Raw genomic sequence first — 12814 nt, forward strand, 5'->3', positions numbered from 1 at the left:
TTGGAAACTCCTAAATCTTAGCATAATAAATTTTGAGCGTATACTTATTTCAGGAAATGAAGGGACTATTTATCTATTCTGAAAAGGGTGTTATGGCATTTGCTTAATGTAATGGATGAAAAAAGGCCCATCTCCACAATGTGAAGACAGACCGTTCTATGAATGCTAAGGATATTTATTCCATTCTAAAATTTCAGAACGTTTTGGCATAAGAGATCAGTGCCGTAATTGTGATGATGTTAAGCAACGTTGAGATTAGCACCGTCTGGGCTGCAAAATCGGGTTCGTTATCGTATTCTTCCGCCAGGATGGATGCGTTGACACCGGTTGGCATACCCGAAGCGATAATAAGTGCCTGTGCAGCGATACCTTCCAACCCAAGCAGAAGCACAATCGAAATGCCGATAGCCGGGCCAATCAGGAGACGCAAAAATGTGCTAATATACACATCAAGACGGTACAGTCGAATTGGATATTTTACAATCTGTGCCCCGAGTGTCAGAAGCGCCACGGCAACCATACTTTGCTGCGCATAGGTCAGCGGCATGGACAGGAATGTAGGCAAGGGAACCTTCCACATGTGGAACAGAATCCCCAGCAAGAGTGCATACGGAACAGGCATTTTAAGAAATCCAATAATCACCGCACGGTAATTACCTTTGAGCTTCGCGCCCTGAATGGACAACACGCCATAGGTGAATGTCAGTAATGCTTGCAAAGACATGACCAGCGCCTGGATGGAAGAGGCGAGTGGATCGCCGCGGAATACCAGTGCATTGATAGGCAGTCCATAGTTGCCTGCGTTATCCAGCATAATGCTGTTGTTGAAGGCAGCCTTCATGCCTTTATTCATCCGAAGAGAACGGGAGACGACTGAACCTATAATATAGAGAATCAATACATAGATTGCGTAAAATAATGTCACAGTCCCAAGCAGTTCGCCCGACATATCCGAGTGGTACATGCTCATAAAGACGGCTGCGGGGGTAATACAATAGAAATTGATTTTGGCGAGTGTGTACAAGTCCAGCTTGAACACCTTTTGCATCCAGGATCCGACAGCGATCAGGAGAAAGACGGGCAGGACGACTTCAAGCATGATGTCTGCAATCATTAGTTCAGCTTCCTTTTTCATGAAAATTTCAATCCGATTTCGAAAATGCTTTGCTTATTATATCATTTTATACACACACGAAAGATGTAATTAGTTAAAAAAGATAAGGGGGGCCTTCCATCATGATTCCAGATCATCTGGATGTTGGTTTATCGATATTGTTTATTGGCTTCAACCCGAGCATTACGTCTGGAGAGACGGGTCATCATTATGCTTACAAAGGAAATCGGTTCTGGCGCATCCTTGAACGGTCGGGATTAACCCCGCGTTTATATGATGCACAGGAGGATGGAGAATTGCTGAAGCTGGGATATGGATTCACGAATATTGTGGCCCGTCCCACCAGAGGTATGGAGGATATTACGAAGGAAGAGTACGCAGAAGGACGACAGATTTTACGGCAAAAGCTGGAGAAATACCGACCGGACATCGCTTGTTTTGTCGGAAAAGGTGTATACACCCAGTACAGCAAACGTGCCAAAGTGCAATGGGGATTCCAGGACGACCCGGTCGTCAAGGAGATTCAGGAGTTCGTCGCTCCGTCGTCCAGTGGGCTCGTGCGCATGTCGATGGATGAGATTGTGGAGATCTATTCACAGCTTGCTGATTTTGTTGTGGAGAAGAACAGGGAAGATTAAGAGGCAAGTAAGCAGAGTTCACCCAGTCGGCTTCGCCGATAAGGGCGAATTCTTTTTTTTGGATAAAGTGAGAGGTTTCGGGAACGGCTTCCGTCTATATAGTACAGAACCATGCATGGAAGCTGTAGAGAAGGGGGATTACATGACTCAACAGATACCGGAGGAGGAGCTTATTCAGCGCATTGTTGCAGGGGATAAGCAGTTGTTCTCCGTGCTTGTGGATCGATATAAAAATAAAGTCTACGGCATCATGCGCGGAATGGGCGCGAGTCATCCGGATGCACAGGATCTCGCTCAGGATACGTTCATTCGTATCTATCGTTATCTCCCGTCGCGGCGCGAGGAAAGTCGTTTCTCGTCATGGGTGTACACCATTGCGGTGAATCGGATGCGGGATTTTATACGGGAAAAGAAACCCGTGATGTCTCCAGTCGATCAGGCGATCGAACCTGTCAGTAATGAAACACCGGAAAAACGTGTGCTGCATAAAGAGATGCAGCGTGAAATATACCGCCAGCTCGAACAGTTACCTGAATCGTATCGCCTGGTGTTATTACTAAAGTACACAAACGAGTTGAGCTATGAAGAGATTGCAGACATTACAGGCATGAGTTCAACCAGAGTGCGAAACACCCTTTATCGCGGGAAAAAAACGCTGAGGAAGCAAATGGAATGCAAAGGAGGTTTAGCTACGTATGAAGCCTATTTCAAGGGATGAAGATCGGTTGTGGGAGGAGCACCTGTACCGTGAGGAGCCGGACGCAGATTTTACGCTTAAGGTCATGCAGAAGCTGGATGGCGTGTCCATGGAAAGTGGAGAAGATAAGCATCCATTCGAGAAAAAATCCATGAGAACGCATTGGATGCGTCGGACTGGAATTGCAGCAGCGGCTGTTGTGATCTTTGCCGGAGGGGCCTGGTTTGCTTTCGAACGAACAGCAGAGCCAGCACAACCCGCGGTAAATGCTGTGGATCAGCGGCTTCCCGACATCCCCGTACCAGAAGAGATAAGATCTGCTTATCTGACGGACGATTACAAACGTCTGAAACCACTTGATCTTGTAATTAACCCGAATATTCAAATTCTAGATCAGGGGTATACGCTCAAGATTAGCGATGTTCTAGTGGATCGTTCACAAATTATTATTATAACAGAACAAAGCAACCCTAAAGGCAACACGATATCGGATGTTTATCTGGATGCGGGAAGAATTCATGTTACAGATGAAAAAGGGAACAGTGTTGCTTCCATGGCGGTAGATACGAGGCTTAGCAGTTGGAAGTATCAAAGGTTTGTATTCCAATTGAATGATGATATTCCAGATCACGTATTTGTACGGGGGGAATTAAGTTATTTAAAAATCCCTGATCATTATAATCTTGATACTGGAAAAATTACAGCAAGTAATACAACGGTGGATTGGAGCTTCCAATTCAACATCGATATGACCAAAGCCAAATTAATGTCTGTTGAGGCTCCCATGGACAACACCTATACCACTCCTGAGGGGTTAAAGCTAGACATGACACAACTTGTGAGAACGCCAAACGGAACCCGACTTGATGTGAATGTCAGTTTGAATGATCAACTGCAGGCTAAAGTGAGTGAGGATTGGAAGGAACAGATGGATATCCTTTATCACATCGAAATTCCTGAAACCAATGAGTATAGAATATTTAACGGAAGCAGGCCTTACGCTCGACAGGCGAAGTTCCGGCTCCGGGATCTGAGTGAAGCGAACGAAAATGGCGGTTGGTTGAAACTATCCGAGACGTGGGACCCCGCATTTGTGACGGTGGATGCGAAGAATATTCGCTTTGTATTAGATGGCTACACCTTACCGGTAAAGGAAGAAAAGTCTATCGAAATTGATCTTGAACAACTCCCTCTCACGACCACAATATTTGAACAATCGGGTGACAGAGTCGTTTTGAATGGGTATAACTTTGATCCAGAAAGAGGGAGTTATATTCCATCGGGTAGTGGAACCGATGACCAGCATCCTCTTGTATTGTTAGGAAGTGCAGAGTTCTCCAACGAAATTGCCGGGGACAAATGGGTGGCGGTTGATCGTGAAGGAATCGAATATCCCGTTTCAATTCTAAATTCGATTAAAGAGATAAATAATGACGAAAAATATGTTACAAGTGATCTCAAATTAATGGTTCATGGACTCCATCAGAATTCTGCTACCAAGTTCACCTTGAAACGAACGGTGGTTCACCGTGAGTTCCGTGATGTGAATTGGGAAGTGGATCTTCCGTCGTACGATAGCCTGCCTTGGCTGAAATAACCAGTAGTACAATTCTCAGACATGAAGTAAATGATGCTTTGAATGGATGATATAAGGATTGATCAACTGATTTAAGTGTGAATGTACAGGAATATAAGGATATAAGCCTAATATACGAAAGAGGCCTTGCATAATGGTATGCGGGGCCTCTTTCGTATGTACCAGACTCACGGGACAGCAAGTACCTAACGAATTCATCTTCAGAAAAGAGAGGTTACCTTTTCCGAATTATGCCGATTCCCTTGGAATCAACGTGGTCGATAACATGACGGTTTCTTTTGGTGTCCCCGGGCGTTCGATTCGGCGTTGCAAAGCCTCGACCGCGCGCTGTCCAAGTTCCTCTTTACACAGATTAACTGTGGTCAGGGGCGGGGAGGACGTAACCGCAGAGTGTACATTGTCGATACCGATGACAAGGCAATCTTTAGGTGTGGAGATACCGATCTCCTGTAGTTTGTGCATCCATTGCAAGGCGATATCATCATTAACACCAATCCAGGCATCGGGACGTTTGTCATCTGGCATGTTTTGAATTGTGGTAGCCAGCTGGTTAACCCATTCCCCGTTCTCATACGGAATGTTCCATTCTCTGAAGCTGGTCGTATGACTGGTGTCCACATGGAAATGGTTCAGGGCCAACTCAATCCCGATCTTCCGCTGCGCAAAGCTGGCAGCACGACCATCATCTGTGATGAGGCCGATCCGTCGGCAATTCATAGACATTAGATATCTAGCCACAGTGATGCCAGCTTCCAGATTATCATGGCTGATCGTATCACAATTCAGCAGCGGTTCCTGATGATCTACCAAAATAATAGGCCGACCCGTCTGAGAGAGTCGTTGCAGAACCGTATGCGGGAAAGCCCCCATGACAATAATCCCGGCACAACGTTCCCAGTCCAAGTGAGGAGCAATAGCTTTTTCGGGAGAGGTGCTCTCGTCCGTCACTCCGAGTGAGGGAGATACAATGGCATGATGCCAACCACGCTCATTACAGGCGGAGATCATGCCTGATAGAACACGTTGCCAGTAGTGGGGTTCACCGCGGTTGAGCTGATTCATGCATATGAGAGCAAACGGTGGATCGGACGGATCTGCATGGTTTGCAGTAGCAGGACTATTGCTAGCACCAGGAGTACTTTGGCGATATCCTAAAGCTCGAGCGAGTTCTAGTACCCGTGCGCGTGTCGCTTCACTGACACCCGTCTTGCCACTGAGTGCACGGGAGACGGCATATTTGGATAATCCGAGCTGGTCAGCCAGCGTCTGAATGGATACTTTGCGTGACATATCATTACTCCTTCATTTGACGATCATCTTCTGACACAGTACACTTACAAATAATAATGTTATTATAATTTATCATAACAAAAATAACAATATAATTAGAGTGTTAGCTCCAATCTATATATGTTCAACTAAATATTTACACGATAACGGAGAGGGCAGAAATAACCTGAAGAAGCGAAGCTAAAAGCTTTCTGCAAGAAAGCTGCATCGGAAGCATAAACTGCGCCTTTATCACCGGATTTCCCCTTGAGAAAGGGGATCGAAAAATCTGGGGATAACAGCGATCAGAAGGTTATTCTGCAATCGGAGTGCTGGTGTAAAAAATTATTAGCTGAACTTAAATAAACCAATTCAAAGGAGACAACATACATGGAACAGTTCAGATTACCGAAAATCCCTATGCCGCATCTGGAATTGCCGCAAGCTGTGCAGGATATTCTGACTGAGGCGGACGACCGTTTGCAACATCGACCGAGATTGCTGACTCAGTTTCGCAATTGTTTTCCGAATACACTGGAAACGACCACGAAGCTGCTGGAGGATGGGACAACCTTTGTGATTACAGGGGATATTCCCGCCATGTGGTTAAGGGATTCCGTAGAGCAGGTCATGCATTATGTTCCGCTTGCCAAGGGTGACGAGAAGTTGCAACGTATCATTGGAGGGCTGATCAAACGGCATACGTTCTACGCTGATCAGGATATCTATGCCAATGCGTTCAATGAAACGGCGAATGGATGGCATTGGGATGCCAATGATGAGACGGAGATGTCACCCTGGGTGTGGGAACGGAAGTTTGAATTGGATTCCCTCTGTTTCTCCATGAAGCTGGCTTATACATATTGGCGGGAGACGGAACTTACGGATATATTCGATGAGCGCTTCAAGAAAGTGATGGAGAATATCGTACAACTATGGGAGACAGAGCAGCATCACGCAGAGCAATCACCTTACCGGTTCATGCGGCGCAATTGTCCTGCCCATGATACGCTGCGTAATGAAGGATTGGGTATGCCGGTGAATTATACGGGGATGATCTGGTCCGGATTTCGTCCGAGTGATGATGCCTGTGATTTTCATTATAATATTCCGGCGAACATGTTCGCTGCGGTAACCTTGCGCCAGATGGGGGAGATCGCGAAGTGGGTGTTCCGGGATGAGCAGCTGGTGAGTCAAATGGCTCGTTTGGAAGAAGAAATACGACATGGCATTTCCCTGTACGGTACTTACCGTCATCCGGAGTATGGACAGATATATGCCTATGAGACGGACGGTTACGGCAACTTTTGTCTAATGGATGATGCGGGCACACCTGGACTGATGTCTATACCGTATATGGAGTATGCTTCGATTGAAGACAGGGTATATCAAAACACTCGTCGATTTATTTTGAGCAAAGAAAACCCGTTCTACTATGAAGGGAAGGTAGCCAAAGGTATAGGTAGCCCCCACACCCCTCCAGGATACATCTGGCACATGGCGCTATCCATGCAGGGTCTGACCGCAGACAATGACGAGGAGATGCTGGCGATGATTGAATTACTGGAGAACACAGATGCGGGTACTGGGTATATGCATGAGGGTTTCCACGCCGATGATCCAAACACGTTCACCAGACCATGGTTTGCTTGGTCCAACAGCCTGTTCGCGCAGTTGGTGTACAAGGCAATGAAAAAAGGGATTCTATAAGTGATGTAGTTCAAAAAAATAATTGCTCACTGCCTGCAAAGTGGCCGTTCCGGTTACGAATCGTTCTTTTGATCGCTGTTATCACCGGATTTCCTGATCGACTTTTTGTAAAGTCGAAATCCGGTGATAAGCGTATGCTTCCGATGCAGCTTTCTTTCAGAAAGCTTTTGGGCGAACGCTTTGCTTCTTCAGAATCGATTTCGTCCCCTGCACTACTTTCACTATCGAGCGCGACTGTTTTTGAACGATATCATTTTTAGAATAGGTGAGTAGGTAAAAAAACAAGAAAGCCCAAACTGCTAAACTTTGCAGTTGGGCTTTGTTTAATATGAAAAACACAGGCGCTGCGCTATGTGTTTTTCAGTAGATCGGCGATGAACACTTTCTGTCCTGTGCGTGCGCTTTCCAAGGAAGCGAGGACCATGGCCATGCTGAACTGGTTATCGCTGCAATCGGTCTCAGGTAGTCGTCCGGATTCCAGTGCAGCGAACATGTCTTCGAGACAGCCGTGATGACCTGTTTTGTCCATGACAGGCAGTTCCGCTTCAATCCGCTCACTTGGCTGGAAAAAGGATGGTTTGCCGTCAGCATCCAGGCTTTGCGCAGCAACTACCTCAGCATAGATGTCATCATGACCATCCCAGATGGCGGTTCCTTTTTCACCGATTACGCGCCAGCTTGCTTCCCATGATGTGGGTACACCTTCTGCGCACCAGGATCCGCGATAGTTGAATACGGACCCGTCAGACATCTCAAATATACATAACGCCATCGCATTGCCCTGATACCAGGAACCTGGAGGATTGAACTCATGGCAGTACACCGATACCGGATTGGCTCCGAGAATATACCGTGCCTGATCAAATGTATGTATCGCCATATCAAGCAGCAGCGGGCTATCCATCAGATCACGGAATCCGCCGAAGTGTGGCCCGAGGAAAAAGTCGGCTCCTGCGTAACCTACCTGCCCTATAGCTCCGCCGGAAATAAGATGCTGGTAGGCGCGGATACGTGGATCGAAACGGCGATTCTGCATCACGGCTTGAATGTGTCCTGTACTGCGAGCAGTTTGCACAATGTCTGTGCAGTCGGAGAAGGACTCTGCCAGTGGCTTCTCGCCAAATACGTGACATCCTTCCTTCAGCGCCGTCATGGCAATGCCGTAGTGACTCGCCGGAATTGTGACATCAAATACGATATTTGCACCAGTCGCTTGAATGGCTTCACGGATATCGGTGAACGTAGGGCAGGTGAGGCCATGTCTTGTAGCAAAAGCAAGGGCTGTCTGTTCATACAGATCGACCAGTCCAACGATTACTGTATCTGGCCTTTGCAAGGCATAGTCCGCCCACGTGTTTGCCATGGCACCGCAGCCAGCAATAATTACCCGATAAGGATGAGTCATGTTCTCATCTCCTTCGCATGGAATTGTGTTATACAGCTCGCATGGTTTCCTATACCGGATTGGGCACAAAATCGCCGCCGCGGCATTGTTTCAAATATCGCAATGCATGCACCTGTCCGGTCATTTCGAGTTCGTCTTTGTAGACAGGATCATGCCAGCCTTCAATGTCAATCGTACCCTGATAACCGTTCTGGCGCAGAATGGTGATAATGTCTGCCCAGTTGTTATCCCCGAAGCCGGGTGTGCGGTGCCAGACAAATTCACGTGGTCCATGCACGCCGTATTCCTTGACAATATCCCAGGCAATCGTGGCATCTTTGCCATGTACGTGGAAGACTTTATGTGCCCATTTGCGTAGCTGTGGAATAGGATCAATCAGGCTGGACATTTGATGGCAAGGCTCCCACTCCAAGCCTACATTTTCATCCGGAACAGCATCAAACATCATCTCCCAGGCCGTCGGGTTATGGGCAATGTTCCAGTCGCCCGTCTGCCAGGTTCCACCCATATCACAGTTTTCAAAAGCAATGCGTACACCCCGGTCTGCTGCCCGGCGTGCCAATTCACCAAATACTTCCTTGAACCGGGGGATAGACTCGTTAATGGGTTGATCGGTCAGACGTCCGGTGAACCCGGAGACGATATCTGCACCAAAGAGCTGTGCATGATCGATAACCCGCTCCCAGCTTGCCAGTGTATCAGCGTTGTCTCCGGCTCCAGTTAGCGGATTACCAAATACACTCACCGCGGAGATGACAATGCCTTGTTCGTCCACGATTTCACGGACACGTTTGGCTGTCTCAGCCAGGTCCAGGTCACCAGTTGTTTGCCAGAAGGTCAGGTTAAATGATTCGAAGCCATGTTGCATGATCTGCGGGATAACGCGGACGGCGTCCTGCCCGCCTACAAGGGTACCGATGCGTAATGATTTATTCATGGTTGTATTTCACTCCAATATTGGCTTATAGTACTTCGTGACACACTCATTATAGCCGTGGATTAACGGGATGGCTCTAAACAATCTTGTGTAATAATAGTCGGATCTTGTGAAGAGGGGGAAGAAGTCGTGCTGGATCTGAAAGCGCTTCACGAAAATACCCGAATTGACCATAAATCACATCCATTTCAGCTGTTCCAAAATCGGTGTTCAGATATGAAAGCTGAAGAATGCATTTTGTATTTGCATTGGCATGAACATTTTGAACTGATTATTATGCGCAAGGGCAGTGCGCTGTTTCATATTGATAGCAAACCTTATGTGGTTCGAGCAGGTGAGGTCATCATCATTCCTGGAGGTACATTGCATGTCGGATATGCTCTGGATGAGGGGGATGTGCATTATGATTCCGTTGTGGTCAACCGTGCACTGTTCCATGATTTCACTCATGATCCTGTGCATGAGCAATATGTCGCGCCGTATTTGGAAGGAAGAGTGAGATTTCCGGTCAAACCGGCAGAGGAAAATACAGCCTGCACAGGCTATTATTCTTTGCTGAATGAAGCTGTGGAGGAAATGGCGTTACAGCCCCCGGCTTATCAGCTCGTGGTGAAATCCAAGCTGCATGCCTTGTTCACCCTGCTTGCGCGAACCTTTATGCCGCAGCAGCTACCGGATAAAACGGTCGGATCGTATTTTCCAAACCGTGAACGTTTCAAACAGTTAATTGCACAGGTTGAAGCGGACCCCACAGGTAAGATGTCTGTTACGGAAGCGGCAAGTCATGTGGGATTGAATGCGTATCACTTCTGCAAAATGTTCAAAAAGCTGACCGGACGTACCTTTGTGGAATACGTGAACGGGTGCAGGATGAGTGAGGCAGAGCAGCTGCTGCAAGGCAGCAGTCTGACCATTACGGAGATCGCCGCCAGAGTTGGCTGCGACAACGCTAACTATTTTACGAAGTTATACAAACAATACAAGGGCATGACTCCCTCGCAGGGACGGGGGAGAAAAGAAGGTTGAGCACGACCAGTTTAGCAGTAGTCTCGAATAAAAGGTCTATAAAGATGGTTCTGACCCTATGTAACTCGCAGTCGCAATTGTGAGCAGAAGCAGAAGTGGAAGCAGAAGCAGAAGCAGAAGCAGAAGTAGAAGTAGAAGTAGCAGTAAAGCACACAACAATGATTACCGTAACCATAATCATCGCATACGCACATATACAAAGAATAACCCGGATAAAGGCCTCTTCAAGGCTGTTATCCGGGTGGTTTTGATTCAATAATATCAAGACAATCATCTATGTGTACAACGTGCTCATTTCATAAACCTAGAGAACAGACGATTGGCTTTCTTGGCGAGGTCGTCCATTTTGACGTTGGCATGATCGAACTGATTATATCCCCATTTGATCGTTTGCAGCATGCGTGGGGATATGGGCGTTCCTTTGATCCGTGGATAGATGTTGTGATAGGCCCAGACGAGATGCTCCCAGCGATTGTCATTGCCGTCCTGAATATACTCGGATACGTCAATCACTTTCCCGCGTCCGTTCTGAAGAATTACATTTTTTAGATGAATATCGCGAGGGTTCAGCCCACGGCTGCGAACGGCTTCTCGCGCTGCGTCCACATCGAGCATCACCTGCTCGGGGACGGGGATTCCTTTTTCCAAACATTCCAGCAGTGTATCCCCGGGTTCAAAACTGATCACGAGTACATTCCGGCCGCTGCCATAATAGGTAGGGAAGTATGGCAGGCCTTTGAGCTGTTCGTATACCTGTTTTTCATTTTCGAGTTTGTCCAAGGCATGATCCGAGTACATCTTGAAGGCATACTGCGGCAAACCGTCATACGTAAATACAGCCGCATCCGTACCTGTGCCAATGCAATTCAATCCTTCTACATCGCCGATGATGTTCACGAGCTCATTCCGGTCGCTTCCGATGACTTGGATCTGTTGTAATGCTTCTTCCGCCTGGAACCAATCCGGTCGATTCATGGGTGGTGCCTCCTTTTAGGATATGCCTGTACAATTTTTTTTCATATAATCATTTTCTAACGAACCGAGTAAGTCTTATTTCACGTAAATCGGCAGATCTGAAAATGTAACGAATCAGAGACACGCTATTGGCTCATTTGCTTGCAGTAAACATGTTCTACAACCGAATAAGACTAATTAGCTTGTCTGGGGTTCGTTAAGTTCCGTAAAACCTCATGATCCACGTGATAAGGTGTGTGTGATTCGTTAGCGCCGGGCCCGCACTGGGCCCGCACTGGCCTCGGGCTAGACCGTACTAACATCCCGGTCCCGGATTCGCTGCCCTCTATAGAGTATATTATGCGTTCTGCTCCGCAATTTCATCTTTTGGTGATGTTACTATATAAACGATACGGATCGAATCGGAAACGGTTGCGTCAGAAGAAAATAACGGAAGCACGCTTGCGGCAAGGTTGCCCGGGCTTTATACTGTGAGCATTAAGGGATCTCATGCAGATTCGGCATACAGAAAGGCAGATTACTTATGGCACAATACCCGCAGTGGTCTTATTCGCAGTCGCGGGCGAGTATGTTCGATGAGTGCCTGCGCAAATATTATTATCATTATTACGGTGCCCATAACGGTTGGAAGACAGACTCTGCTGATGAGATGCAGGTTCGTCTGTACCGTCTGAAGCAGCTCAGCAATCTGTATCTTGTCTTTGGGGACCTCGCGCATCGGATGTGTGAGTCGGCGGTACGCAGCAGGGAAGAGGGCAAAGATAAACCGCGTGAACACTTCCTGGAACAGACGATACGCAAGCTGCTGAATCAGGCGTATGTGGAATCCATGGACGCGGATCAGTGGCGGCTGAACCCCAAGAATCGCACGATGCTGTCGGAGATTTATTACGGGGATGACACGTTAAATGACCGGATCGCCACGATTAAGGAACGGGCTTCGGCCTGTGTCGGTAACCTGTACCAGACGCTTACGTGGGAGGACTTGTCCCGAGCAAGTACGGACATTCTGGAGATCGAGAAATGGGATACCATGATGCTGCACGATACACGTGTGTATGTGAAGATGGATTTATTGTATCGACGCAGTAACGGCAATATTGTTATTGTGGACTGGAAGACGGGCAAAGAAGATGACTTCTCGGATCAGCTAATGCTGTACGCGTCCTATGTAAGGGAGCACTACCGAATTCCTTTGGAGCAGATTGAGCTTCGTGTGGAGTACTTGTTAACCGGAAAACACCGAGAGTTTACAGCGACAGAAGAGGATATCCGGAAGGTGGAGGAGAACGTGGGTCGTTACATTGAGGAGATGCGATCCTGCGTGGAGGATGAGTATTACAACCGTCCCAAGGACGTCACCTACTTCACAGCGATGCCATCGCATCGGTCCTGCCGGGATTGCAACTTCCGCGAAGTGTGCAGTGAGCGAGCAGTCTGAAGCGC

11 protein-coding genes are annotated in these 12814 nt (G+C 47.5%); 6 read left to right on the forward strand and 5 right to left on the reverse strand.

The annotated features are described in order from the left end of the window. Positions 1-193: 193 nt before the first annotated feature. Positions 194-1114, reverse strand: a complete 921-nt coding sequence (locus MHH25_RS05845) for an AEC family transporter (protein ID WP_340020453.1) — start codon at positions 1112-1114, stop codon at positions 194-196. Positions 1115-1236: 122 nt separating this feature from the next. Between MHH25_RS05845 and MHH25_RS05850 the strand changes: the two genes are divergently transcribed. The 3 genes from MHH25_RS05850 (at position 1237) to MHH25_RS05860 (ending at position 4046) form a co-directional block, all read left to right on the forward strand. Continuing rightward, positions 1237-1752 carry a mismatch-specific DNA-glycosylase gene (locus tag MHH25_RS05850; RefSeq protein WP_340019446.1) on the forward strand — a complete coding sequence of 172 codons (516 nt, stop codon included), beginning with the start codon at positions 1237-1239 and terminating at the stop codon, positions 1750-1752. Positions 1753-1894: 142 nt separating this feature from the next. Beyond that, entirely contained in the window at positions 1895-2470 is a 576-nt protein-coding gene (locus MHH25_RS05855) for a sigma-70 family RNA polymerase sigma factor (protein WP_340019447.1), read from the forward strand. Next, entirely contained in the window at positions 2448-4046 is a 1599-nt protein-coding gene (locus MHH25_RS05860; protein ID WP_340019448.1) for a hypothetical protein, read from the forward strand. The genes MHH25_RS05855 and MHH25_RS05860 overlap by 23 nt, the downstream gene beginning before the upstream one ends. A 228-nt stretch (positions 4047-4274) precedes the next feature. Here the strand turns inward: MHH25_RS05860 and MHH25_RS05865 are convergent, their stop codons facing one another. Beyond that, entirely contained in the window at positions 4275-5336 is a 1062-nt protein-coding gene (locus MHH25_RS05865) for a LacI family DNA-binding transcriptional regulator (protein WP_340019449.1), read from the reverse strand. Positions 5337-5705: 369 nt separating this feature from the next. On the opposite strand from MHH25_RS05865, the gene MHH25_RS05870 reads away from it, so the two are divergent. Next, complete coding sequence (locus tag MHH25_RS05870) at positions 5706-7025, forward strand: glycoside hydrolase family 125 protein (RefSeq protein WP_340019450.1); 1320 nt, start codon at positions 5706-5708, stop codon at positions 7023-7025. Between the two features lie 349 nt (positions 7026-7374). On the opposite strand, the gene MHH25_RS05875 is transcribed toward MHH25_RS05870, so the two are convergent. Next, positions 7375-8430: a Gfo/Idh/MocA family oxidoreductase gene (locus MHH25_RS05875; protein ID WP_340019451.1), complete on the reverse strand. Its 1056-nt coding sequence runs from the start codon at positions 8428-8430 to the stop codon at positions 7375-7377. A 49-nt stretch (positions 8431-8479) separates the two neighbouring features. Continuing rightward, a complete protein-coding gene (locus MHH25_RS05880; RefSeq protein WP_076214488.1) occupies positions 8480-9367 on the reverse strand; it encodes a sugar phosphate isomerase/epimerase in 888 nt (295 codons plus the stop codon). Between the two features lie 129 nt (positions 9368-9496). Between MHH25_RS05880 and MHH25_RS05885 the strand changes: the two genes are divergently transcribed. Continuing rightward, on the forward strand, positions 9497-10393 hold the full coding sequence (locus tag MHH25_RS05885) for an AraC family transcriptional regulator (protein ID WP_315371840.1): 897 nt from the start codon (positions 9497-9499) through the stop codon (positions 10391-10393). 291 nt (positions 10394-10684) lie between these two features. Here MHH25_RS05885 and MHH25_RS05890 read toward each other — a convergent pair whose 3' ends face one another. Continuing rightward, the gene (locus MHH25_RS05890) at positions 10685-11368 is read right to left on the reverse strand and encodes a serine/threonine protein kinase (protein ID WP_340019453.1); all 684 of its coding nucleotides are present in this window, start codon (positions 11366-11368) and stop codon (positions 10685-10687) included. Between the two features lie 523 nt (positions 11369-11891). Between MHH25_RS05890 and MHH25_RS05895 the strand changes: the two genes are divergently transcribed. Next, on the forward strand, positions 11892-12809 hold the full coding sequence (locus MHH25_RS05895; RefSeq protein ID WP_076329468.1) for a PD-(D/E)XK nuclease family protein: 918 nt from the start codon (positions 11892-11894) through the stop codon (positions 12807-12809). Positions 12810-12814: the final 5 nt, after the last annotated feature.

The sequence above is a fragment of the Paenibacillus sp. FSL H3-0457 genome (assembly GCF_037981725.1).
Classification (GTDB): Bacteria; Bacillota; Bacilli; order Paenibacillales; family Paenibacillaceae; genus Paenibacillus; species Paenibacillus amylolyticus.

Bases quoted from the DNA above. Each gene is read 5' to 3' on its own strand.
- MHH25_RS05845 (WP_340020453.1), bottom strand. From the start codon at position 1,114: ATGATTGCAGACATCATGCTTGAAGTCGTCCTGCCCGTCTTTCTCCTG.
- MHH25_RS05850 (WP_340019446.1), top strand. From the start codon at position 1,237: ATGATTCCAGATCATCTGGATGTTGGTTTATCGATATTGTTTATTGGC.
- MHH25_RS05855 (WP_340019447.1), top strand. From the start codon at position 1,895: ATGACTCAACAGATACCGGAGGAGGAGCTTATTCAGCGCATTGTTGCA.
- MHH25_RS05860 (WP_340019448.1), top strand. From the start codon at position 2,448: ATGAAGCCTATTTCAAGGGATGAAGATCGGTTGTGGGAGGAGCACCTG.
- MHH25_RS05865 (WP_340019449.1), bottom strand. From the start codon at position 5,336: ATGTCACGCAAAGTATCCATTCAGACGCTGGCTGACCAGCTCGGATTA.
- MHH25_RS05870 (WP_340019450.1), top strand. From the start codon at position 5,706: ATGGAACAGTTCAGATTACCGAAAATCCCTATGCCGCATCTGGAATTG.
- MHH25_RS05875 (WP_340019451.1), bottom strand. From the start codon at position 8,430: ATGACTCATCCTTATCGGGTAATTATTGCTGGCTGCGGTGCCATGGCA.
- MHH25_RS05880 (WP_076214488.1), bottom strand. From the start codon at position 9,367: ATGAATAAATCATTACGCATCGGTACCCTTGTAGGCGGGCAGGACGCC.
- MHH25_RS05890 (WP_340019453.1), bottom strand. From the start codon at position 11,368: ATGAATCGACCGGATTGGTTCCAGGCGGAAGAAGCATTACAACAGATC.
- MHH25_RS05895 (WP_076329468.1), top strand. From the start codon at position 11,892: ATGGCACAATACCCGCAGTGGTCTTATTCGCAGTCGCGGGCGAGTATG.